Source organism: Bradyrhizobium sp. CCGUVB4N, assembly GCF_024199945.1.
Classification (GTDB): domain Bacteria; phylum Pseudomonadota; class Alphaproteobacteria; order Rhizobiales; family Xanthobacteraceae; genus Bradyrhizobium.
On sequence record NZ_JANADP010000001.1, the window covers coordinates 1,118,194 to 1,141,700 of the forward strand.

Sequence of the window (23,507 nt, forward strand, 5' to 3'; positions counted from 1 at the left end):
CGCGGATTGGCGGGTTTTGTAAGCACTCGCTCGTTATAACTCAACGAGTTAGGTCAAAAGGTCTTCACTACGGAGTTTGGGCTGGCGGCGGCGGCGGTGGTGATCCTGGGTGGCGGTTGCGGTGGCAGGCGGAGCTTCAGGCGATCGAGCAGAAGCTGAAGTTCGGGCTCGGGATGGGTGTAGCGGGTGAGCAGGATTTCGCGCCCGTCGGTGGTCGGCAGGTGAACATCGATCATTTGGACGGCGGCAAATTTCTCCAGCGCGCTGCGCGCGGTCAGTCCCGGGGCCAACGCGTGGAGGCGACGCGTCAGCGTGATCTGCATGCAGTAGGCCAGGAACGCGATGAAGATGTGGGCCTCGATCCGCGCCTCGTCCTGATGGAAGACCGGGCGGATCGCCAAGTCGCCCTTGAGGTTGCGGAAGGCCTCTTCGACGGCCGTAAGCTGGACGTAGTATTGCCAGAGCCTGGCTGGATCGTTGTCGGTGAGATTGGTGCGTAGCAGATAGCGGCCTTCGCGCCGTCGCGTTCGACGCAGCTTCCCGCGATTGAGCGAGAAGATGAAGTTCGGTCGATGTCTGTCGACCTCGATGTCGACCAGGCGCCAGGCTGCCGGCGCATGTGAACGCGCACCACCCAGCTTCATCAGCAGCTCTTCGCGCGTCAGCTCCATGGCGGCGATCTGGCGGAGCCGCCTCCACAGCCACTTCAATTGCCGCCGCCGCATCGCGCGCTCCTTGGTGACGCGATCGACACTCTGGGCAAAGACGTAGAGTTCATCGTCCTCGGCCAGCAGCTTGACCTTGACGCCCTCGCGCGCGTCCTGCCACGGCCTGTCCAGCAGGTGCTTCTCCAAACGGTTCAAACGGCCCTTCGGCGTTCCCACCAAGTACTGTATCGGCGGATCGCTGTTGCGCATCTCAGCCAGCACGGCTTCGGTCGGCACGCCGCGATCCATCACCCAGACCCGCCGCGCCTTGCCGTATTGCAACTCGATCTTGTCGAGGAACGTCCGCAGCGTCTTGCTGTCGGCGGTGTTGCCGGGCAGCACCTCGTAAGCCAGCGGCAAGCCGTCGGGCGTCACCACCAGCGCGATCACCACTTGCGGGCAGTCCGGCCGCTTGTCGCGGCTGTAGCCGTGGCGGCGCTTGGCTCCTTCCGGCAGGTCCGAAGCGTTGACCTCGAAGTAGGTGCTGGTCAGATCGTACAGCAGCACGTCGAAGTCGGCATTGAACAGATCGCGCCAGCGCCCGACCAGATGCGAGAACAGCGCGTCCTTGTGCGCAAGCAGCAGATCGTGGCAAGCGTAGAGCTTGTGCTCTTCCGCCAGGCCGAAGTCCGCGCCCAACAGATCGGCCATCGCACTGCTGCCGAACCATTGACGATGCAGTCGCCACTCGCTGCCCGGCGCGATCAGCCGGTAGGTCGCCAGCACCTGCAGGATCTGATCCCACCTCGTCTTCTTGCGGCTTGGCGGCAGCCGATCGGCCCAGAACCGATCGAGCCGAAGCTCCTGCCACAACTGCCCGGCCAGCCAGCAGGCGCCCCATTGACGCGGCCGGCGAAGCTGCATCTGCGATAGGCGAAGCTGTACGACGGATCCATCGCCTGCCACCGCCTCGCATCGATCCTCCGGGAACAGCGCCAACGTCCGCGCGCGGCCGGCGTCCTCGTCGAAGACCTCGATCGCCTTGCGCCAGCTCGCCGCCTGCGAGGAATTGATCTCGCCGAGATACAGCACGTGCCGCTGCACCACCCGGCCATCATCAAGACGCTTGTTCTCAACCACGTTCCAGTAGTGGTGCGTCTTGCCGTTCTTCTTTCGCTCGGTGCGTCGCAGAAACATGGCGCGACGAATCTATCCGCCCCGCCGCCACCTTGGGAATCGGGTAGGTCTTCACTACAGCCGTTTTCGGCCAAAAACGACCATCCCACTCCTTGCAGATCAAACACTTAGCTCACGAAAAAATCCCAAAATCGCGATTTGCGTCCGCGAATCCGCGAACTCGGGTTAGTTGGCGCGTCGGCAGGACACTAGAACGAAACAATTTTGCATGCAATATTGAATTGGACATCGCAGAATATGCCGACACAATGCCGGATGGGCCAAGTGCTCGACATGGGGGCGCCTTAAGTCTGCCCTTGCGCGGCCTTTCGCTTGTTTCTGAGGTGCGCGAACAGAATGTTGGCTAATTCGCCTCCGGATCGGCGGCGGAGCGCGTCCAGGATGGCCTCGTGTTCGCGCATGGCCTCCCCCCAGCGATCGCGATCTCTGGCCAGATTGGCCGTATAGCGAACCCGGCGGATCCGGCCAGACAGGTTGGCGTAAGTCGCCGTTAGGCTGGGATTTCGAGCGGCCGCCAAGATCTTTTGGTGGATGGCCTGATTGCTCTGGAAGTATTCGTGCATGTCCCGCCGAAGATAATCTCGGTACATATCGTGGTGAATCTGCTCAATTTCGGCGATTTCCTCGTCCGTTATGCGCTCACAGGCCAGTCGACCTGCCAGCGCCTCGAGACCTCCCATGAGGTCGAAGAGGTCCCGGATGTCGTCGGAGCTCAAGGCGCGGATGCGCGCGCCGCGATTGGGGAGCAGTTCGATCAGCCCTTCGGCGGCCAGCACCTTCAGGGCCTCGCGGAGGGGAGTCCGCGAAATGTTGAACTGCTCGCATAGGGTTCGTTCGGGAACGCGTGCTCCGTCGGCGAGATTGCCTTCGACGATGAAATCCCGAAGCTTGCCAAGCAGTTCGTCGTGCAACGAGGCGGGGCCTTTGTCGTCCCCGTGAGCTGCTGGGGTTGTCTGATCTTCGGATGGTTCAAGCGCTGTGTCGGTCATCTCCTATCGGTAAGCCCGCCGGGAGAAGTTGTCGACACTCCATAGTCATATTTTGAATTCCAAAATTTGATTGACTTCCAAAAAAATGAATGCAAAAAGAACGGAGCACACCACTGGTCAGCGCTCTAGTCCATTTGGAGGAGGTCATCATGCAAGGTCGCCACTTTTTGCAGATTCCCGGACCTAGCCCGATACCCGACCGCATCCTGCGCGCGATCGCGATGCCCATTATCGATCATCGGAGTGCCGAATTCGCCGAGTTGGGGAATTGCGTGCTCGATGGCTGCAAGGACGTGTTCAAGACGAAGCAGCCCGTCATTATTTTCCCCTCGTCCGGCACCGGTGCCTGGGAAGCTGCCATCGTCAATACCTTGTCGCCGGGCGACAAGGTTCTCATGGTCGAGACGGGGCATTTCGCAACGCTTTGGAAACAGATCGCTACGCGTTTCGGTCTTGAGGTCGACTTCGTTCCCGGCGACTGGCGCCATGGCGCCGATCCAGCAGCAATCGAGGCAAAATTGCTGGAGGACAAATCCCACAGCATCAAAGCGGTGATGGTTGTCCACAACGAGACCTCCACGGGAGCGACCAGCCGGATCGCCGAGATCCGACAGTCTATCGATGCAGCGAAGCATCCGGCATTGTTCATGGTCGACACCATCTCCTCGCTGGCCTCGGTCGACTACCGCCACGATGAATGGAAGGTTGACGTGACGGTCTCCGGATCTCAGAAGGGATTGATGCTTCCTCCTGGATTGGGCTTCAACGCGATTTCTGAAAAGGCGTTGACTGCGTCGAAGGACAACAAGATGCCCCGGTCCTTTTGGGACTGGCAGGAGATGCTGAAGCACAACAATGCTGGGTTCTTTCCGTACACTCCTGCCACCAACTTGCTTTACGGGCTGAAAGAAGCGCTCGAGATGCTGAAAGAGGAGGGGTTCGACAACGTCTTCGCCCGACACAAGCGTCTCGCGACGGCGTGTCGCGCCGCGGTCGAAGCGTGGGGCCTTGAAGTGCTCTGTCAAAATCCGGCCGAGCAGTCGCCTGTTCTGACCGGGGTTTTGATGCCACCGGGCCATGACGCCGATCGCTTCCGCAAGATCGCGCTCGAGAAGTACAACGTTTCGCTCGGCTCCGGACTGGGCAAGGTCGCAGGCAAGGTCTTCCGCATCGGTCATCTCGGCGAATGCAACGAGCCCAGCCTGCTCGGGGCGTTGTCCGGAGTGGAGATGGGCCTGGTGGCTGCCGGCGTGCCCCACCGCGGCGGAGGTGTCGATGCTGCCATGGCCGTTTTCGAGGACAAGCAGCGGATCAATCGAACTGAGCGCTAGCCGTCGGCAAGGCAGTTCCTGGTTTGAGAGATCGCTGATATGAAATCCGCGATCCGCCTGGTCGGAGAGGTGCTCAAGCACAGAGCTGAAGCGCGATGATGATTCACCCCAATCCCATCGCGCCTTGGGTCACGATCGCTACGCGTAGATATTCTTTGGCGATAAGATAGAGCTTAGGAAGACGCGATCGAAAGGGGCCGAGCATGCCTTCGTGCGGAAGACGCACGCTCGCTCACGTCGAAGTTCCTGCACTCATCTCCATGATCGAACGGCATCTCACAAGGTGTCGGCTTTGCGAATTGCGACCCTATTCTGCAACATTCATGCAGAATGCGGGCGCATTTAGACGCGTTTCTGACCGTCAAACGCACTACGTGTAGGAAATACTCTCGTGGCGAAGCTGTAGCTATCCGACGTTCGGCGAGCGCGGTCTTAGCGTTGAATTGAGACCAAGCTCAGCTTCCTGAGACACTGCGTTCGACTCCTTACCTCCCAAACTTACCGGGGCTCGTGCCCCGGTCTTTTTTGGACGTGACTGGTTGGGAGCCAACCGGTATCCCGACACACTTTGAAAGTCTGGCGAACATGAGAGATTTCGAATTCCCAGGACGTTCCGAAGCATTCGGCGTCAATGGAATGGCCGCGACCCCGCACCCGCTGGCCACGCTGGCGGCAATCGACGTGCTCCGCGAAGGCGGCAACGCCATTGACGCGGCGGTGGCGGCTGGAGCTGTGCTTGCTGTCGTTGAGCCAACCCAGACCGGTGTGGGTGGAGACTGTTTCGTTCTACTGAAGCGGGAAGGGCAACCGATCATCGCGCTCAACGGATCTGGAGCAGCGCCGTCGGCCGCGAGTGTCGAACGGCTCGCTGAAGCCGGCGTAACGACGCTCGACCCCGAGAGTGCGCACGCGGTTACGGTTCCAGGTGCCGTACGAACGTGGGCCCGGCTGGCCGAGGATCACGGGACGCTTGAGCTCGCGCGTCTCCTTTCACCTGCCATCGCCGCTGCGGAAAATGGCTATCCTGTCGCTGAGCGACTGGCGAGGGACTGGGGGAGGCATGTGCCGAAGCTCTCTCGTCTGGCTGCTACGACTTCGGTCTTTCTGCCTCGCGGCGAAACGCCGGCCCCCGGCGATTTGCACACGCAGCCTATGCTGGCCCGCACCCTTCGGGATATCGCCGCAAAGGGGGCCGACGTGTTTTACGAGGGATGGATTGCGGAGAGCATCGTAAAGACTCTACGCTCGCTCGGTGGTTTTCATACCGTCGAGGATTTTGCTGCCTTCCAGCCGCGCTACGAGAAGCCAATATCCGCGTCCTACCGTGGTTTTGAACTGTGGGAATGTCCGCCAAATGGCACAGGCGTTGCCGTTCTCGCCATGGCAAGTTTGCTCGACCGTTATAGCGTCGCGGACTTCGCTCCCGTATCGGTGGAGCGCTACCATCTCTTGGCCGAGATCGCGCGCATTGGCTATGCAGAGCGCGACTCCTTCGTCGGCGATCCCGACACCGGGCATGTGCCGGTCGAGCGCATGACCTCGTCTGCCCGTGCCGACATCCTCTCTCGCCGGATATCATTTAGCGGGCGGCTGAGCGACGTCGCGCCGATCACAATGCCGGAACACAAAGATACGGTGTTCCTGTCCGTCGTGGACAAGGATCGCACCGCAGTTTCATTTATCAACTCCGTCTTCGACGATTTCGGCAGCGGCATCGTGGCCCCCGAATGCGGGGTCCTGCTGCACAACCGCGGCTTTGGCTTTGTGCTCGAACCCGGCCATCCCAACGTGCTCGCGGGGGGCAAGCGACCAATGCACACCATCCTGCCTGCGATGCTGACGCGAGGCGGCGAGTGCGTCTTGTCGTTCGGCGTGACAGGAGGGCATTTCCAGCCCATCGGACAGATCCAGGTTCTGTCGAACCTACTCGATCACAAAATGTCGGTGCAGCAAGCGATCGACCAACCGCGTATCTTCGCGCGCGGCGACGTGCTGGACGTCGAAGCGACCGTTCCGGCTAAGATCGTCGAGGGGCTTCGTGCGTTGGGACACCTTCCTACGCGAACTCAGAGTCCGCTCGGAACAGCCCAGGCGATTTGGATCGACCGTAAACGTGGACTTCTCAGAGGCGGGGCTGATTCCCGCCGAGATGGCATCGCCCTTGGTTACTGAGATCAGACGTCGAAAATTCTCTTTCCATTGGTGGTCGAGTGCGGAGATACGGCAACCGTCGCGCAATGTTTGAGTTGAGAGGTTGACGTCTCTGCACCGAAAGAGAGGCAGCGCCCGAGTTTGGTCTCAGCAATGCAGCCTAGCTGTGCGATTTCGGCGCCGACCTAAAATTGCACTCAGCTTGGGAATGGCGTGATTGGCGCCCGCGAGGTGCACGAGTGACGAAATCTAGTTGGACCGAACACTTGCGGTGCCCGAGCTGTGGACGGACCGGTCGCGCACAGCTTTCCGAAATCGAACCTTTGCGAAACCGGATTGATTGGGTCACGGAGGAGTTCGAAATCCGTACGGATAAACGGGGCAGCGATTTTTGGTGCAAGATCTGCAAGGTGCCTGCCGTCCCCTAGTATCACGAGATAGCTCGCCAAGAGGCGTATGAAGCCCGTATGCAGAGCCTTCGTGGAGCTTGTTCAAACCCAACACCGCTCCGCAATGGGCATCTCCTGGGTGTCGTGCCAGAATTGTCACATCCGACGACAGGCCGAGTTTTCAGATCCGTAAGCGACGGTTGTGAGCGTCGGGATGACAGCGATCTTCCTACCCAATTCACCCACGTTCGTTTCTGATTACTTTCCTGAAGGGCACCTCACAGGCAACCGCGTAGCTCCGCGTTCACTCCTCGGTCCACGCCATCCACTTATGTATGCCGGCATAGGAAATTGGGTAATTGCTATTCTGTCCGTCCAAGGCGAAAGGAGCGCCAGAAATGAGGAAAACAAATCAAGCTCCATAAAACGCGCCGTTCACATCGGGCGCGCCAAAGAACGAAATAGGAGACGAAATATGGGTAAACTAGGTGGCAAGGTTGCTGTTATCACCGGCGGCAGCGATGGAATGGGCTTGGCGACAGCCAAGCTGTTCGCACGCGAGGGCGCGAAGGTCATCATCACCGGGCGCGATCAGGCAAGGCTCGATGCCGCGGCGCAGGGCATCGGAAATGGCGCCGACGCGATCGGCTGCGATATTTCGAAGATTGCGGACATCGAAGCGCTGCGTGCGTTTGTCGAGAGGAAGCACGGCCGTGTCGACATCATCTTCGCGAACGCCGGTGCGGCGCGACCGAACATGTTTGAATACATGTCGGAGGAAGAATTCGATTTCACGATCGACTGTACCTTCAAGGGAACCTACTTCACGGTGCAGAAACTCCTGCCGCTCATGACATCCGGCGGCTCGATCGTCCTCAACACCACGACCCTGACCACGAAGGGCATGCCCTATGTCAGCGTCTATTCAGCGGGCAAAGCGGCAATTCGCTCGCTGGCGCGCTCGCTCACGGCGGAACTAATCGGCAAGGGCATACGAGTGAACGCAATGGCGCCCGGCTACATCGACACTGACCAGGCGCGCAAATCGGGTGTGAGCGAGGAGATGATCCAGCAGACCAAGACCCATGTGCATACCCAAATTCCGATGCACCGCAGCGGCACCGTCGATGAGATCGCAAAAGCCGTCCTATTCCTAGCCTCCGATGACTCGTCCTATCTGACAGGCAGCGAACTCTGCGTCGACGGCGGCTGGAATCAAGTCTGATAGTTCCTGCGACCAAGCATGACGAGGTCATCCGCTCTGTTCGAGGCGGATGGCCTTGCGGAATGGATTTGACCATCGCCCATTAGAATCGGCGCGTGATCGTATGTCTGAAGACTCTGTGCTGAAACCCGGGAATGCCAGGCACCGTCATCATTGCGACGGACATCGGAATTCCATGCGCTGCATCGGGAATGCTGGCTGAGGCGACTTTGAACTGCTCATAAATCGATACGCGATCGGCAATCAGCGGAAAGGAACGGCGCTAGCAGCTCCCTCGATGTCCAGGCTCGGCGGTGGCCACGGCTGTTGATTTTACAAGACAGTCGGTCTAATAAATCGCTGTGAAAGTGATTTTGCCATCAACAGGGCCCCGTCGTCGTGGTCGCCCGCCCAAGGACCAGTCACGGCCGGACGCGCCGCGCGCACGGCTAGTACGCACGGGCGTCGCGATCCTGACCGAGAAGGGCTTCAGCGCCGTTGGAGTTGAGGAGATCCTGGAAGCTGCCGATGTGCCAAAAGGGTCATTTTACCACTACTTTGACAGCAAGGACGCCTTCGGTCTCGAGCTGATCGACGCCTATGCTGACTTTTTCGCGCGCAAGCTGGATCGATGGTTCGACAACATGGAGCGTGCTCCCCTCGACCGTCTCCGTGATTTCATTGCGGACGCAAGGTCGGGGATGGCGCGGTACGGTTACCGGCGTGGCTGTCTCATCGGTAATCTCGGACAAGAGATGGGTGTCCTGCCGGAGCCGTTTCGAAAGCGCCTGGCCGCCGTCTTCCGGGACTGGGAAGCGCGGACGTCCCGTTGTCTGCGCTCGGCGCAAGAGGCGGGCGAGATACCCAGTGGCATCGATTGCGAAGGCCTAGCGCAGTTTTTTTGGACAGGCTGGGAGGGCGCGGTCCTGCGCGCCAAGCTCGAACGGCGCCCCGACGCGCTCGACTTATTCGCCGAAGGCTTTTTTTCGATTATCCGGGCAACGTGTAAGGAGAGTTGACAGTGGGGTCGAATTTCAAAGCCGTGCTGATCGAGCATGATGGCAACCGGCAGTCGGTAAGACTGGCTGAGCTTGCTCGCGACCAGTTGCCCGAGGGAGATGTGACGGTACGCGTTGCCTGCTCGACGTTGAATTATAAGGATGCGTTGGCCATCACGGGAAAGAATCCGGTTGTTCGTAACTTTCCCATGATCCCTGGCATCGATTTCGCGGGGACCATCGAAGAATCTTCAAACGCGAATTTCAAGCCAGGCGACCGGGTCGTGCTGAACGGATGGGGCGTGGGCGAGCGGCACTGGGGCGGGTTGGCCGAAGTCGCCCGGGTGAAGAGCGATTGGCTGATCCCTTTGGAGCCGGCCTTTTCCTTGGCTCAAGCGATGAGCATTGGGACGGCCGGTTACACTGCCGCGCTCTGTGTGATTGCGCTTGAGCGCCACGGCGTTACGCCGGGAAGTGGCGAGGTGCTCGTGACCGGCGCGGCAGGCGGCGTGGGCAGTGTCGCAACGGCGCTACTCGCCAATCTCGGTTATGAGGTGGCCGCAGTTACAGGGCGTCCTGAAGAATCGGACTATCTCACGAAACTTGGTGCCAAGCGCATCTTGCCGCGATCGCGGTTCAGCGAACCGGGGAAGCCGCTCGCGAAGGAAGAATGGGCCGGCGCGGTCGATGTGGCCGGCGGACAGGTGCTCGCCAACGTCTGCGCATCGATGAAGTATCGTGGTGTGGTCGCGGCCTGCGGTCTCGCCGCTGGCATGGGCTTGCCGGCGACCGTGGCCCCCTTCATCCTGCGAGGCGTCACACTCGCTGGCATCGACAGCGTCATGTGTCCTCGCGAGGAACGCCGCGAGGCGTGGCGGCGACTTGCCCGTGACCTCGATCCTTCTCTCCTTGATGCGATGACCGAGCGCGTGCCGCTCGAAGCGTGCATCAGCGTTGCAGATCGTCTCATTGCGGGCACGGTGCGCGGCCGCGTAATCGTGCCAATTTCCAACGAGCAATAACCTAGGGATCCAAAGTCATGACCCAAGCCCTTGCAGTCAGTCGCTTCCCCGTTCCCGATCTCGCCGACATGCCCGGCGACATCCGCAGCCGCATCCTGGCCGTTCAGGAGAAGTCGGGCTTCATTCCGAACGTCTTCCTCGTGCTCGCGCACCGGCCGGACGAGTTCCGCGCCTTCTTCGCCTATCACGACGCCCTGATGGACAAACCTGGCAATCTCACCAAAGCCGAGCGCGAGATGATCGTGGTCGCAACCAGCAACCTCAACCAGTGCCAGTATTGCGTGGTGGCGCATGGGGCAATCCTGCGAATCCGTGCCAAGGATCCCCTGATTGCCGATCAGGTCGCCGTCAACTACCGCAAGGCGGACATCACTGATCGCCAGAAAGCCATGCTGGATTTCGCCGTCCGTGTCTCCACCGAGGCTCAGAAGGTCTCCGAGAGCGACTTCGCCACGCTGAAGTCGCACGGATTCACGGAAGAGGACATCTGGGACATCGCCGCGATCTCGGCCTTCTTCGGCTTGTCGAATAGGCTTGCCAACGTCACAAGCATGCGTCCGAACGCCGAATTCTACGCCATGGGCCGCGGCTGAGAGGAGGTACGCCATGGAGCTTTCATCGGAGCAACAGGCGCTGAAGGAAAGAGCCGCGGCGTTCTCGAACGGGCTGCTGCGCAAGCGCGGCGCCGAGGTCGATCAATCGCGTGAATATCCCTGGGACGTCGTCGAAGCGCTGAAGGCAGAGTGCTTCATGGGAATGACCATTCCCAAGGAGTATGGCGGGGAGGGCCGCAGCTTCCTCGACACAGTGCTGGTCATCGAGGAGATGGCGCGCGCGTGTACCGTCTCGGCGCGCATCGTCGTTGAAGCCAACATGGGTGCAATCTCGACTGTCATGGCGTATGGCACCGACGCCCAGCGCAAGCGGGCTGCCGATCTCGTCTTGGCCGGCGACAAGCCGGCGATCTGCATTACCGAGCCCGACGCGGGCAGCGACGCCAGCGGAATGAAGGCCCGGGCCGACAAGCGCGGCAACCGTTACGTGATCAACGGCAAGAAGCACTGGATCACGGGCGCCGGCGTATCGCGCCTGCACCTGATCTTCGCGCGGGTTTTCGATGAGGGCGGTGAGGAGCTGGGCGTCGGCGGCTTCCTGGCTGTGCGCGGGGACGCCGACGGTCTGCGCATGAGCAGGCGCGAAACGACGATGGGACTCTGCGGCATGCCCGAGGGCGAGCTGGTGTTCGAAGATCTGGAGATCACGCCAGATATGGTGCTGCTGCCCCCGTCGGGCTTCAAGCGCGGTTTTGCCGATCTCATCAACGCCTATAACAGCCAGCGCGTCGGCGCGGGCACCGTCGCCATGGGGATCGCCGCCGGCGCCCTGGAGCACGCCGTCCAATGGGCGAAAACGCGCGAGCAGTTCGGGAGGCCGATCGGCGAATTCCAGGGTTTGCAATGGATGCTTGCCGACATGCAGACGCAGCTCACGGCGTCCCGGTTGATGCTGCATGCCGCGGCAGCATCGCGCGGTCCGGATGGCAGCGCGTTTCCCGACCCGATGCTCGCAGCCCAAGCAAAAATCTTCGCGTCGGAGGCCGCGATCAAGATCGTCAACGACGCGCTGCAAATGTTCGGGGCCCGCGGCTATTCGCGCGACTTCCCGCTTGAACGCATGGCGCGTGATGTACGCATGTTCACGATAGGCGGGGGCACAGCCCAGGTGCTGCGCACGCTCGTCGCAAGCAAGGTTCTGGGCTGGAAGCTGCCGCAGACCCGCGATGGCTACACGATATCCGAGAACCAATAAGGTCTACACCTAAGATCAAAGCCATGACCTTGGGATCGTTGGCGGCACCATTCAGGGTTTCTTCGCGCCTTGACTCTTCCTCAGGTCAGAAAACTCTTGCTTGAGCAGGTCCAGAACAGTTCTGACTTTGGGGAGATCCGCCATGCGCTTGTGGCAGATGATCGCGAGTTCTGCGCGGAGTGAGGCTGGAAGCTCGAGCTTGAGCTCCACGAGGTCTCCCGGCCGCTTGAGCCGATGGGGCGTCTTCAGAAGGATCATCGCGCCAACGCCAGCCTGGCAGGCCGCGACCTGTACGCTGTAGTCGTCAGATGCGAAAGTGGGACGAAAGTCTGGGATCTTGGCCGCGAGCTCCGGATTCGGGCTGACCATCTCGAGCTGCCCCGCCCATGCGATCCAGTCGAGGTCGCGAAAGCCATATTTCGCGGGCAGTCTCCGTGCGTAGTCCTTGCTGACGTACGCGCCGATCGGAATCACAGTTTCGCCGACTGTGATCAGATCGGGATCATCGGAGGGATATCTCCTGAGCGCGATGTCCGCCTCGCCACGCGAGAGATTCAAGCGTTCCGTGCTGGCCAACACCTCGAGAGCGATCTGTGGGTGCTTTCTCTTGAGGGTTTCCGCGAACGGCGCCAGGAGATCTAAGGCGAACGTCGGTGCGGCCGTAACGCGCACGCGGCCACTGACAGGAGAGTTCTTCGCATCGAGTGAGCGATTGGCTTCCGTCGCCCATTGCGCCATGCCTTGGGCTGCGGGCATTAGCCTTATTCCAGTTTTCGTTAGGGTGATGCCCTGGTTTTTGCGGACGAAAAGCGGCTCGCCGAGCCCGTACTCCATCTCCGCAATCCTCCGGCTCAAAGTGGGTTGGCTCACCTTCAAGCGCCGCGCGGCGCCACTCATGCTCCCAGCATCGCAAACGGCGAGAAAAATGCGGAGGTCGTCCCATTGTAAGTCCACGTTCGCTCCTCCGGCTCGTTTGTTGGGCCATCCATTTATGTATGGAGACATAGAAAGTTAGACGATTGCTATTCTGGCTGTCCAGGGCAAAGTCATCATCGCTCAAGAGTCTTAGGCTGGGTGCTCAGGCGGTAGGAGGCGACGGTAATGCTCGACCAGCAGGCAGGCGAGGGAGTCTCGTTCATCGTCAATGATTCCGTAGTTAGTCAAAATGAATTAGGCGGGATGACTCCGAAGACGATGAACGCCGGAGCCGTCGATTTTGTGAACGGCTCGGTTGCGGGCGGCTGGATGGCAAGGGCCATTGAGCGCCTTTGGCGCCTCGTCTTTGACCTTAATTACTAGCTGCATGACGCTTTTCAGTGCCGTTTCGCGCGAGAATTTCTAAGAACGCTAGAAATCGAAATCGTCGGTCACCGTAGTGTATCGCACGTCGATGGCCTCCCGCAGCGACCAGTCTTCATAGGAAAGCACGCTCGGATCCACGGTCAACACAAACAAGGAGATCAGACTCATGGCAAAATACGTCGTCGCGTCCGCCGAGCGCACCATCGACGCGCCCGCGCACGATGTCTACCGATACCTCGCAGACATGCACCTTCACGCTCGGTTCCTGCCCCTTCTACGACTTTCAAGTCGAAGAAGGCGGCGTAGGAGCAGGCAGCGTCGTCAGCTTCAAAATAAAATCTGCGGGCGGCGTCCGGAATCTCCGGATGGAGATCACTGAGCCGGAGCGCGGCCGAATCTTGGTCCAGGCTGACACCGGAAGCTCCGGCCTCGTCAGGACATTTACTGTGACCCCCACGGCGAGCAGGCGTTGGTGAACATCACCTCCAGGTTTGATGGCGAGACGGGCATCGCCGGCTTCGTCGAGGGACTCGTCGCGCCTCGCAGGTTGCACCGCGTATACGTCGAGGAACTCACCCGCCTCAACGCTTATGCCCGTGAGCAGCGCGACGCATCCTGAAGTGCCACGGCAAGCTCGCAGACAGTCGGTGTTGCCAAGATCTGTACCCGTCCGACTCTTGGCGGCGGCAGGTGACGAAGCGCCTGCCGTCGGAGAAGTGCCGCACCGGATGGACGTTCTCGAGACCCGAGCGGTGCTCGACCGCCGGCCGTCCTGCCGATGCCCCCGTAAGCGGCAGCAGCATCGCAAACTGACCAGGCCCGCGACCCGCGCCTCGTCGCCCTGGTCAGAATAGTTGCGCGACAGGCCGCGCGAGGCTTCTATTCACGCCCCCATGGGTCGGCCGGGACTGTGCGACCTCCCACACTGTTCGACGCCAAGGATGATCGGATTACGCGTCAATGATCCGTCGTTCGGCCTCGCGGTAACAAGCGTATGCCGTTGCTGCTGACAAAGGGCCCGACAACCAGCTTGGTGAACAAATAATCATTGAACCCCGCCGCGAGTCGTGATTGTTATATGTCAATGACTCGGAAATCGTGCTTATTGAGCTATGTCAATCCTAGGGCAGGCAGTGTGGTCGCGGCGCGGCGGGGCTTAGCGCGAACAGGAGATTTTGCATGGCTGAATCGCATGCTGTCGCGGTGATTGGCGGGGGCGTAGTCGGCGTGAGTTGCGCGCTCATGCTGGCGCGGGAAGGGCACAGCGTCACGGTCGTCGAGGAGGGCCGCGTCGGCCATGGTTGCTCTTGGGGCAATGGTGCCCAATACAATGCGGGATCGGCTCTTCCGATGGCTCATCCCGGTGTCATGTGGCGCGCGCTGCGCTGGTTCGCTGATGCTAATGGCCCAGTGCGCCTCGCTCCGCGTGAGTTGCCTCGCACCCTCCCTTGGCTAGTCCGCTTCCTGCGTACTGGACGTCCGCAAGCTTGGGAGGCGGCGTATGCGGCGTTGCACACTCTCAACCAACCGTGTGCCGCTCTGTATCGCGATATGCTCGGCGATACCGATTGGAAACGATTGTTCCGGCCGAACGGTGCCCTCCATGTATGGCGCGACGAAGCGCCAAGCGCGCTGGAAGAGCGGGTGGACTGTATGCGGACGCAGCACGGCGTAGCTTTTGAGAGGCTGAGTGCCGAGCAGCTGCGCGAGTTGGAGCCGGCTCTGTCCCGCGACTACCAACGTGGGGTCTACTTTCCAAACAGTGGTCATGTGACTTCGCCCCCAGCGCTGGTGGAGGGTTTGATGGAGCGAGCGGCTGCGCTTGGCACCTCAATTCGCACTGCGCGTGTTGAGGCGATAGAGCCGGGCACGGAACATGTAACACTGCAGACGAGTACCGGGCCTCACCACTGCGACACAGTGGTTGTCGCGGCGGGGATTGCTAGCCGCGATCTGGCGCGCTCCCTGGGAGTTTCCCTGTCGCTGGCCAGTGAGCGTGGCTATCACATTACTATGCCCGGTATTTCCGGTGCCATCAGCCGCCCCGTCACCGACGCAGCCTCGGCCTTTGTTGCCACACCGCTCGACGAAGGGCTGCGCGTCGTGGGCATCGCCGAATTCGATGCGCCCGATGCGCCGCGTGATGTGAAGCAGAGCACGAAGCTGCAAGCATACGCCCGCACAATGCTCCCGGACATACCCATCAGTCAGGTGACTGACTGGATGGGCGTAAGACCATCAACGCCAGACAGCCTCCCGATCATCGGCGCCCATCCGAAGCATGCGTCCATCTTGTTCGCTACTGGCCATGGGCACATGGGCATCAGTGGAGCCCCCATGACTGCGGCCATTATCTCCGACCTGGTCGCGCGCCGCGCACCCCGGATCCCAAGCGCGCCTTATCGGCTGCGATAAAGGCGGTAGGTCTCACAAGTTTAGCCTTGCGTCGCTCAGCGATAATGATATGGTTCAATTGTAAATTGACATAGTTCAATAGGAGGAAACCTCAATGAGCCGTTGGATAAGTGCGATCGTCGCTGCTGTCATTGGTGCGGCTTCGCTGCTGGGGCCGGTTTCGGTGCCGGCTCGAGCCGAGAACCCCTCCCTGGTGCTCGACCGCATCAAGGCGAGTGGGAAGCTCAAATTCCCCGTGATGGTCGCGGAGGAGCCCGGCTACATCAAGGATCCGCGCACCGGCGAATGGTCGGGATTCTTCGTCGACTGGGGCAAAGATATCGCCAGTCTGCTTGGCGTTCAGATCGAATATTACGAGACGACCTGGGGCAACCTCGCTGCCGATTTCCAGGCCGGCAAGGTGGATCTTGCGGTGGCTCTCAACCCCAATCCTCGCCGCGGCCTCGTCATCGACTATGTGCCAGGCGCCATCGTCGAGGGCATCTGGGCTCTCGTCGCGCGTCCTGGCTTTACGCCCAAGACCTGGCGCGAGATGGACAAGAAGGAAGTGCGCGTCGCCGTGCAGAAAGGCGGCACGATGCAGGTGATCGCGGAATCCGTGATCCCCAACTCCACCATCGTCGTAGTGCCCACGCGCGACCAGGCGGTGCTGGAATTGCAGTCAGGCAAGGTCGACGCGATGATCGTCGCCGACCAGGACGCCGCGCTCCTCGACTCGAAGGGGGTCGGCAAGGCCGTGGTGCCCATGCCGGTGCTGCGTAACCCCGCAACGATCGGCATCCGCCGCGAAGCCGGAAATGAGGGGTTCTCCAACTTCTTGGCCAACTGGATGTCGCAGCAGAATTCACTTGGTCTCGCCTGCTCGCGCATCACTCACTACATGCTCGAGCGCGGCATCGACATGAAGGTGGTTCCCCAGTCCGGCAAGTATTGCTGACGCCATGCGTACGAGCCGTCTCTTCACGGTTATCGACAGCCACACCGCAGGGCATCCCACCCGAACGGTCATGTCGGGGATCCCTCCGCTGCGCGGGCAGAGCGTGCGCGAGCAGCGGGATGATTTTCGCAACAACCATGACGGCTTGAGAACGCTACTGCTGCATGAACCGCGCGGGCATGCCGCCATGGCGGCGGCCGTGCCCGTGCCCTCGCGCGAGGCGGACCAGGGGCTGTTCTTCATCTTCTCCTATGTCTACGCTGACATGTGCGGCCATGCCACGATCGGTTACATCGCCAGTCTCGCTGCTATGGGAGCCCTTCCGCAGGGCTTTGAGCAAAATGGTATGTCCATCGAGACCCCGGCGGGCATCGTCCATGTGACAGGCACGTTCGAAGCCGGGCGGCTAACGTCTGTCCTGTTACGCAACGTGCCCTCCTTCGTTCTCGCCTCCGGCATCGTCTCGGAGGTCGAAGGTCTCGGCACAGTGACCTGCGACATTGCTTATAGCGGGATCACATATGCGCTAGTCGACGCTGACCAAGTCGATCTTCCCTTCGACATCGACCATGCCAGCCGCTGGTGCCGCGCAGGCATGACGATCAAGCAGGCGCTAAACGCCCGCAGCGGAGCGCCGCAGGTCGGCAGCGTGCTGTTCTATCGCTCCATCGAGGGCGGCGCCCGACATCTGGTCATTTTGGCCAGCAACAAGTTCGACCGTTCGCCCTGTGGCACCGGTACCTCCGCCCGGTTAGCCCAACTCCACGCCCGCGGGCAGTTGGCGGTAGGCGCCGCATACCGGGCCGAGAACATTCTGGGCGTGCCCTTCGAAGCCAAAGTCGCGGGCCTGGCTAAGGCCAATGACGGCAAGCCCGCTGTTATTCCGGAGGTGCGCGGCATGGCTCATGTCACCGCATTTTCCACTCTCGTTCTGGAAACAGACGATCCGCTGCCTTCCGGCTTCCTTCCGAACTGACGGAGAGCGCCATGAAATTCGATCCGTCCATCGTCTTTGCGAACTGGGACATCCTTGCCTACGGCCTGCTCGTCACTCTGAAATACACGATCTACACCTGCGCCATCGGACTCGCGATTGGCCTCCTCGTGGCGCTGCTTCAGCTCTCTCCATGGCCACTGGTGCGATGGACCGGCCGAGTCTGGGTCGAGTTCTTCCGCAACATCCCGCTGCTGGTGTTGCTGATGTGGACCTATTACGCGCTGCCAATCTTCCTTCAGATCCAGATCGGTAAGGAAACGGCCGGTGTTCTGGGTCTCGGGTTCTACGCCAGCGGCTTCTATGCCGAGATTCTGCGCGCCGGCGTCCAATCGATCGACCGTGGCCAGACCGACGCTGCCATCGCGTTGGGCATGGGGTACGTGCAGCGCATGAAGCGCATCATCCTGCCGCAGGCACTCCGCCGCATGGTGCCGCCGCTGATGGGCCAGACCATCATGCAGCTCAAGAACACGACGCTTCTTTCGGTGCTGACCATCCCCGATCTGCTCTATCAGGCGGGCTACATCGCCAGTTTCACCTACCGGCCGATGGAGGTCTACACCGTCATCGGTGCCGTCTTCATCCTCTTGCTGTTCCCCCTCAGCGCTCTTTCTCGCCGATTCGAACGCAAGGAGGCCGCGTAATGACGGTAACATCCACCGAAGTCGTACTGAGCGTACGCGGCATCGAGAAGTCCTACGGGAAGAATCATGTACTTCGTGGCGTCGATCTCGACGTGCATCGCGGAGAGGTGGTCTGCCTGATCGGTGCGAGCGGCTCGGGCAAGACCTCGCTGCTGCGCTGCATGAACCTTTTGATGGAGCCGGACCAGGGCGAGATCCTCATCGAGGGGGCGCCTCTGTTCCGCAGCACCGGTGATGAGCGGCTGAAGCTCTCCGGCAGACAGGTCAGTGCCGTGCGCACCAAGACCGGCATGGTGTTCCAGAGCTTCAACCTGTTCCCCCACCGCACCGCTCTGGAGAATATTATCGAAGCTCCGTTGGTGGTGAAGAAAGTGCCGCGCGCCGAAGCCGAGGCTCGAGCACGCGAGCTCCTCGCGCGCATGGGTCTTCCGGACGCCGGGCACAAATACCCTTCGCAATTGTCGGGCGGCCAGCAGCAGCGCATCGCGATAGCCAGGGCGCTCGCCATGCAGCCCACCATCATGCTTTTCGACGAGCCGACCTCGGCGCTGGATCCGGAACTGGTGGGCGAAGTGCTCGCCGCTATCCGCCAGCTCGCTGCCGAAGGAATGACCATGGTCATCGTCACCCACGAGATCGGCTTCGCCTATGAGCTGGCCGATCGGGTGGTTTTCATGGACCAAGGAGTCGTCGCAGCTAGCGGAGCTCCACGCGAACTCCTGCTGTCGAGCGAAAATCCGAGGCTCGCGGCCTTCGTCGGACGGTTTACCGAACAGGCCCGTCTTCTCGGCCCCCTCACTTCGCCGGCGGCTGCACCTTCAACCGCATCTTCCAACAAAGGATAGTAGATCATGACCAATGTGAACTGGGGCGGCATCTTCCCCGTGCTCGTCACTCCCTTCGGCGCCGACGGCTCCATCAACGAGGCCCGATACAAGGCACTCATCGACGACGCGATCGCCAACGGCGCGCAGGGCGTCGTAGCGGCCGGCAGCACCGGAGAATTCTATGCGCTTACCAAGACCGAGCGCGCGCGCCTCTACAAGTTGACCGTCGACCACGTGGGCGGCCGCGTTCCCGTCCTGGCGGGGGTCGCCGACTTGCGTGTCGAGGATGTGCTGGAAGCGTGCCAGTCGGCCGTGGCGGCGGGCTGCGCGGGCGGCATGATCCTGCCGCCGATCTACGCCATGCCGAGCCCGCGCGAGATCGTGGCCTTCTTCGAGCACATCTCTCGGAACACGTCGCTGCCCCTGATGCTCTACAACAGCCCGCGTCGCGCCGGCATCGACATAACTCCGGCCCTCGTGGAGCAGCTCTCGGCGCTGCCGACCGTCGTCGCTATCAAGGATAGCTCCGGCGTGATCACTCAGGTGACAGAGCTCGTGCAGCGCGTGGGGAGCAGACTTCGTGTCTTCGTCGGTTACGAGACAATGATCGTGCCGGCTCGCGCCGTTGGTGCTCACGGAGTGGTCGCTATGGCGCATCAAATCGCCGGGCCTTTGATCCGCGACTACTGGGACAAGGCCCTGAGTGGCGACAAGGCATTGGATGAGCTCGGCCGCGACGTCTTCGCCTTCTATCGTTGCTTCCAGTCCGGATCCTATTACGCGGCCATCAAGGAGACCATGAGCCAGCTTGGTCGGGGCGCGGGTGGCCCGCGCCTGCCGCTGCTGCCGCTGGCCGACGAACAGAAGGCGGCCATTGCGAAGATCATCGCCGAAGCCGGTCTTGCTCGCTGGGGGAAGGCTTAAGGGGAGGCAATCAGTAATCCGCATCAAAATTGGTGGCGGCCCCTACCAACTGCGCGAGCAACAACGGTTCGCATCGAGCCGCATCGACACAGGAACTCGATCCAATCGGGCTCCCATCCACTCGCGTCTGAGAGCATCATATCCGTCTAAGGAATAGAATATGTACACGAAACTGGCACTCCTCATTGATGGCGAATGGATCGAGGAAACCAATGCTGGAAGCGAAACCGTTCTCAATCCGGCCACGGAGCAGCCTCTCGGCAAGCTGCCGCACGCCGGAACGGCAGAACTCGACCGCGCACTTGCAGCGGCAAGCCGGGCCTTCGAGAGCTGGAAGCGCACCTCGCCTTATGAGCGTGGGCAGATTTTGCGCCGCGCGGCTGGCCTGATGCGCGAGCGTCTGGACCACATCGCGACGGTACTGACCCTGGAGGAAGGTAAGACCCTCGCGGAAGCAAAGGGTGAGATCGCCGCCGCGGCGGAGTTCTTCGACTGGTTCGCGGAAGAGGGGCGGCGCAGCTATGGGCGTGTCATCCCGGCGCGCCTGCCCGATATGCGCCAGACGGTCACGCAGGAGCCGGTAGGGCCCGTGGCTTGCTTCACGCCCTGGAATTTCCCGGCAGTCACACCTGCGCGCAAGATCGCCCCCGCTCTTGCCGTCGGATGTACTTGCATCATTAAGCCGGCTGAGGAAACGCCGGGTACGACGCTGGAAATAGCGCGGGCGCTCACCGACGCAGGGCTACCCAAAGGCGTGCTGAACGTCGTCTTCGGCGTACCAGCGAAAGTCTCCGAATATTTGCTGCGCTCCCCCATCATCCGCAAAATCTCGTTCACGGGATCAACACCAGTGGGACGACACCTCGCTCGGCTCGCTGGAGAGACCCTGACCCTCGCCACCATGGAGCTGGGCGGCCATGCACCGGTGATCGTCGCAAAAGACGCCGACGTGCAGCGCGCCGCGGAGCTCTCCATGGCCATCAAGCTGCGCAACACTGGCCAGGTCTGCACTTCGCCGACACGCTTTTTCGTGGAGCAGCCGGTTTACGAAGAGTACCTCGAACACGCGCGTGCCTACGTCGAGAAGCAGGTGGTGGGCGACGGCCTGCAAGCGGGCACCACAGTGGGTCCCGTCGCCAACACACGCCGCGTCGCAGCGATGGACGACCTGATCTCCGACGCCTTGTCCCATTCGGCGCGCCTTGTGGTCGGAGGTGAACGACTGAAAGGGACAGGTCTGATGTATCGGCCCACGATCCTGGCGGATATGCCCGACCGTGCGAGGGCTATGAGAGAGGAGCCGTTCGGCCCCCTTGCGCTGGTACAACCTGTTGATGACCTAGAACAGGCCATCGCCCGGGCGAATGCATTGCCTTACGGTCTGGCCGGATATGCCTTCACCCGCTCTGCCGCAACGGCCAACCGGATCGCGGAGGAGATGGAGGTCGGCGTCATCGGCATCAATCAGATGGTGGTGACGATACCCGAAACGCCGTTCGGTGGAATCGGCGACAGTGGCTGGGGCCGCGAAGGCGGCATCGAGGGTCTGGAGTCCTACACTGTCAGAAAGTATGTCGGCCATCTTCATGTCTAGCAGGCGATGAGCCCGAAAGGAAAAGGAGCGCGGGACATGAGCCTGGATGGACCAATTTCGGGCTGGAGACCTCGGCAACTCGCGCCCGAGGGGCCGCGCTACCTCGCCTTGGTCAACGCTCTAGAGCAGGACATTGCCGATGGCCGGCTATCGGACGGCGATCGCCTGCCGCCTCACCGCGACCTGGCACGGGAGCTTAGTCTGTCCGTCGGGACCGTGAGCAAAGCCTATCAGGAGGCCGAACAGCGCGGTATTGTCAGCGGCCATGTCGGGCAGGGCACCTTCGTCCGGCGCCGTTCCGCCGCCCGAGCCGAGCCGACGGCAAGACGTGAGCCGGTCAATTTGGCGTTGAACGTACCCGTCGAGGCAGGCGAAACGCAAATCCTGTCCGCGATGTTCAGCGAGGTGGTGCGCGAGCCTGATCTTAAGCCGTTGCTGCGCTACCACCCCCATGGCGGCATCTGGAAGCACCGCGAAATCATCGCTGCTTCGCTGTCCGACGACAGCTTCACCGTCGAACCGGCAAGGCTGTTCCTTTGCAACGGTGCCCAGCACGCCTTAGACATCGCCCTGCGCCTGGTGGCAAAGCCCGGCGACAGCATCTTAGTCGATACCTTTACCTATTCCGGCTTCAAAGCCATCGCCGCTGCCAGCCATCTAAACTTGGTGCCCGTGGAGATGGACGACGAGGGAATAAATCCGGAAGCGCTAAGACAGGCGTGTCGTGCGTCCGGGGCGCGGGTGCTCTATTGTATGCCGACCTTGCAGAGCCCAACGGCCCGTACCATGAGCCTTCCCCGCCGGCGGCGCATAGCTGAACTCGCCGAGGAACTCGATCTCGCAGTCGTAGAGGATGACGTTTACAGCTTCTTCTTCTCCGAGCGTCCGGCGCCAATCGCCTCGTTGGCGCCAAGCCGCACCTTCTACACCACGTCCTACTCCAAATGCCTTGCGCCAGCCTTCCGACTCGGCACGTTGTCGGTACCGACAGACTACATTGCTCAAACCGAGCTCCTCCTGCATGCCTCCGCCTGGTTTGTGGCTCCGATGCTAAGCGAGGTAGTCGTGCGATTAATCGAGAGCGGCAAACTGGAAGACCTTCTGCGTGAGCGACGCCTGCAGGCGCTTGAGCGTTACAGGGTGTTCCAGGACGTCTTTCCCAAGGCCGCCAAGCTTCAGTCCCCGGCCTTCTACGGTTGGTTGCCATTGCCGAAAGGGTGGTCTGCAGATCAATTTGCGGCCGCCGCCCGAGGTCGTGGCATACTCGTGACCCCACGCATAGCATCGGCGGTAGGCGAAGGGGATCCAGGCGCAACCCGCATCTGCCTTGGCGCGCCTCAAGATATCGTCACACTTTCTGATGTGCTTCAGACTCTGCGCGATATCCTGGCTCGCCATCCAATAAACGTGGTTTCTGTGGCCTAGCCATCGCTCGCTCAGCTTTCGGTCCATTCCGGCCCGGTCACCGCAATGTGGTCAAACGGAGCGAATACGAGCCAGCTTCGTTGGAAAGGGCAACGATCGACGATGGCACGAAAGCCGTTCTCGACCCCATGATGGCAAGCCTCTTGAGGAAATCCATAGATGCCGAGTACACGGATCACGACGGGCAGGTGGGCTCGTGGCAGCGAGCAAAAGGTTATCGAAACGGTCCAATCGGCGCTGCTCTCCGCGCTGAAGATACCTGACTACGATCGCGATGTAGTCCTCGACATCTACGATGCGAACGTCCGGATCATTCCCACCGGCCGATCGGACCACTACACGCGTGTCGAAGTCGTGATGTTCTCGGGCCGATCGCTTGAAGCAAAGCATGCACTCTACAAGGCTCTAGTCACAAACCTATCCGCGCTCGGGGTGCCAGCGACAGAGATCAAGATCATCTTGCTTGAAGTGCCAGCGGAGAATTGGGGACTCAGAGGTGGCTACCCTGCATCGGAAATTGATCTGGGCTTCAAAGTTGACGTCTAGTCGAACCGGCAACTCAGCGACTTGGGGACGTGAAGATAAGGGACGTCCAGGCGGCTAGCCTGGGAATCTGCTGTTCTACCAATCGCAACAATCGGGTGTTGCGTGTCTCCGCAACCAATGATTGTTGCGAAAGCTAGGCGCCCAAAGCCCCGGCTTCCC

General features: G+C 61.0%; 22 protein-coding genes. 18 read left to right on the forward strand and 4 right to left on the reverse strand.

The features are described 5' to 3' along the window. Positions 1 to 53 precede the first annotated feature (53 nt). Positions 54 to 1,844: an IS1634 family transposase gene (locus NLM31_RS05255; protein ID WP_254191679.1), complete on the reverse strand. Its 1,791-nt coding sequence runs from the start codon at positions 1,842 to 1,844 to the stop codon at positions 54 to 56. Positions 1,845 to 2,128: 284 nt separating this feature from the next. Further along, positions 2,129 to 2,833, reverse strand: a complete 705-nt coding sequence (locus NLM31_RS05260; protein ID WP_254099478.1) for a GntR family transcriptional regulator — start codon at positions 2,831 to 2,833, stop codon at positions 2,129 to 2,131. Positions 2,834 to 2,982: 149 nt separating this feature from the next. Between NLM31_RS05260 and NLM31_RS05265 the strand changes: the two genes are divergently transcribed. The 7 genes from NLM31_RS05265 to acdA all read left to right on the forward strand — a co-directional run bounded on the left by NLM31_RS05265 (position 2,983) and on the right by acdA (position 11,737). Then, positions 2,983 to 4,164: an alanine--glyoxylate aminotransferase family protein gene (locus NLM31_RS05265; RefSeq protein ID WP_254128312.1), complete on the forward strand. Its 1,182-nt coding sequence runs from the start codon at positions 2,983 to 2,985 to the stop codon at positions 4,162 to 4,164. Positions 4,165 to 4,749: 585 nt separating this feature from the next. Beyond that, positions 4,750 to 6,336 (forward strand): gamma-glutamyltransferase, encoded by a 1,587-nt coding sequence (gene ggt / locus NLM31_RS05270; protein ID WP_254191680.1) that lies wholly within the window; start codon positions 4,750 to 4,752, stop codon positions 6,334 to 6,336. 582 nt (positions 6,337 to 6,918) lie between these two features. Then, positions 6,919 to 7,929 carry an SDR family oxidoreductase gene (locus NLM31_RS05275; protein WP_254191681.1) on the forward strand — a complete coding sequence of 337 codons (1,011 nt, stop codon included), beginning with the start codon at positions 6,919 to 6,921 and terminating at the stop codon, positions 7,927 to 7,929. A 341-nt stretch (positions 7,930 to 8,270) separates the two neighbouring features. After that, positions 8,271 to 8,927: a TetR/AcrR family transcriptional regulator gene (locus NLM31_RS05280; RefSeq protein WP_254128315.1), complete on the forward strand. Its 657-nt coding sequence runs from the start codon at positions 8,271 to 8,273 to the stop codon at positions 8,925 to 8,927. A 2-nt stretch (positions 8,928 to 8,929) separates the two neighbouring features. Then, positions 8,930 to 9,928 carry an acryloyl-CoA reductase gene (locus NLM31_RS05285; RefSeq protein ID WP_254128316.1) on the forward strand — a complete coding sequence of 333 codons (999 nt, stop codon included), beginning with the start codon at positions 8,930 to 8,932 and terminating at the stop codon, positions 9,926 to 9,928. A 17-nt stretch (positions 9,929 to 9,945) separates the two neighbouring features. After that, positions 9,946 to 10,521 carry a peroxidase-related enzyme gene (locus tag NLM31_RS05290; RefSeq protein WP_254128317.1) on the forward strand — a complete coding sequence of 192 codons (576 nt, stop codon included), beginning with the start codon at positions 9,946 to 9,948 and terminating at the stop codon, positions 10,519 to 10,521. A 13-nt stretch (positions 10,522 to 10,534) separates the two neighbouring features. Continuing rightward, positions 10,535 to 11,737 (forward strand): 3-sulfinopropanoyl-CoA desulfinase, encoded by a 1,203-nt coding sequence (gene acdA, locus NLM31_RS05295; protein ID WP_254191682.1) that lies wholly within the window; start codon positions 10,535 to 10,537, stop codon positions 11,735 to 11,737. Between the two features lie 51 nt (positions 11,738 to 11,788). Here acdA and NLM31_RS05300 read toward each other — a convergent pair whose 3' ends face one another. Beyond that, positions 11,789 to 12,742, reverse strand: a complete 954-nt coding sequence (locus NLM31_RS05300) for a LysR family transcriptional regulator (protein ID WP_256561047.1) — start codon at positions 12,740 to 12,742, stop codon at positions 11,789 to 11,791. Positions 12,743 to 12,838: 96 nt separating this feature from the next. On the opposite strand from NLM31_RS05300, the gene NLM31_RS05305 reads away from it, so the two are divergent. Further along, complete coding sequence (locus tag NLM31_RS05305; protein ID WP_254191683.1) at positions 12,839 to 13,036, forward strand: hypothetical protein; 198 nt, start codon at positions 12,839 to 12,841, stop codon at positions 13,034 to 13,036. Between the two features lie 48 nt (positions 13,037 to 13,084). Here the strand turns inward: NLM31_RS05305 and NLM31_RS05310 are convergent, their stop codons facing one another. Then, positions 13,085 to 13,243 carry a hypothetical protein gene (locus NLM31_RS05310; RefSeq protein ID WP_254191684.1) on the reverse strand — a complete coding sequence of 53 codons (159 nt, stop codon included), beginning with the start codon at positions 13,241 to 13,243 and terminating at the stop codon, positions 13,085 to 13,087. Between the two features lie 268 nt (positions 13,244 to 13,511). Between NLM31_RS05310 and NLM31_RS05315 the strand changes: the two genes are divergently transcribed. From NLM31_RS05315 to NLM31_RS05360, 10 genes are all read left to right on the forward strand, one after another. Further along, complete coding sequence (locus NLM31_RS05315) at positions 13,512 to 13,658, forward strand: hypothetical protein (RefSeq protein WP_254191685.1); 147 nt, start codon at positions 13,512 to 13,514, stop codon at positions 13,656 to 13,658. Positions 13,659 to 14,218: 560 nt separating this feature from the next. Then, complete coding sequence (locus NLM31_RS05320) at positions 14,219 to 15,454, forward strand: FAD-binding oxidoreductase (RefSeq protein WP_254128321.1); 1,236 nt, start codon at positions 14,219 to 14,221, stop codon at positions 15,452 to 15,454. Positions 15,455 to 15,548: 94 nt separating this feature from the next. Then, positions 15,549 to 16,391 carry a transporter substrate-binding domain-containing protein gene (locus NLM31_RS05325; protein WP_254128322.1) on the forward strand — a complete coding sequence of 281 codons (843 nt, stop codon included), beginning with the start codon at positions 15,549 to 15,551 and terminating at the stop codon, positions 16,389 to 16,391. A gap of 4 nt (positions 16,392 to 16,395) precedes the next feature. Continuing rightward, complete coding sequence (locus NLM31_RS05330; protein ID WP_254128323.1) at positions 16,396 to 17,367, forward strand: proline racemase family protein; 972 nt, start codon at positions 16,396 to 16,398, stop codon at positions 17,365 to 17,367. Positions 17,368 to 17,378: 11 nt separating this feature from the next. After that, positions 17,379 to 18,032 carry an amino acid ABC transporter permease gene (locus NLM31_RS05335; protein WP_254128324.1) on the forward strand — a complete coding sequence of 218 codons (654 nt, stop codon included), beginning with the start codon at positions 17,379 to 17,381 and terminating at the stop codon, positions 18,030 to 18,032. Beyond that, entirely contained in the window at positions 18,032 to 18,877 is an 846-nt protein-coding gene (locus NLM31_RS05340) for an amino acid ABC transporter ATP-binding protein (RefSeq protein ID WP_254128325.1), read from the forward strand. Before NLM31_RS05335 ends, NLM31_RS05340 begins: the two co-directional genes overlap by 1 nt. A gap of 6 nt (positions 18,878 to 18,883) precedes the next feature. Next, positions 18,884 to 19,783 carry a dihydrodipicolinate synthase family protein gene (locus tag NLM31_RS05345; RefSeq protein WP_254128326.1) on the forward strand — a complete coding sequence of 300 codons (900 nt, stop codon included), beginning with the start codon at positions 18,884 to 18,886 and terminating at the stop codon, positions 19,781 to 19,783. Between the two features lie 160 nt (positions 19,784 to 19,943). Next, positions 19,944 to 21,377 carry an NAD-dependent succinate-semialdehyde dehydrogenase gene (locus NLM31_RS05350; protein ID WP_254128327.1) on the forward strand — a complete coding sequence of 478 codons (1,434 nt, stop codon included), beginning with the start codon at positions 19,944 to 19,946 and terminating at the stop codon, positions 21,375 to 21,377. Positions 21,378 to 21,413: 36 nt separating this feature from the next. Beyond that, on the forward strand, positions 21,414 to 22,802 hold the full coding sequence (locus NLM31_RS05355) for a PLP-dependent aminotransferase family protein (protein WP_254191686.1): 1,389 nt from the start codon (positions 21,414 to 21,416) through the stop codon (positions 22,800 to 22,802). Positions 22,803 to 22,961: 159 nt separating this feature from the next. Then, complete coding sequence (locus NLM31_RS05360) at positions 22,962 to 23,348, forward strand: tautomerase family protein (protein ID WP_254128329.1); 387 nt, start codon at positions 22,962 to 22,964, stop codon at positions 23,346 to 23,348. Positions 23,349 to 23,507: the final 159 nt, after the last annotated feature.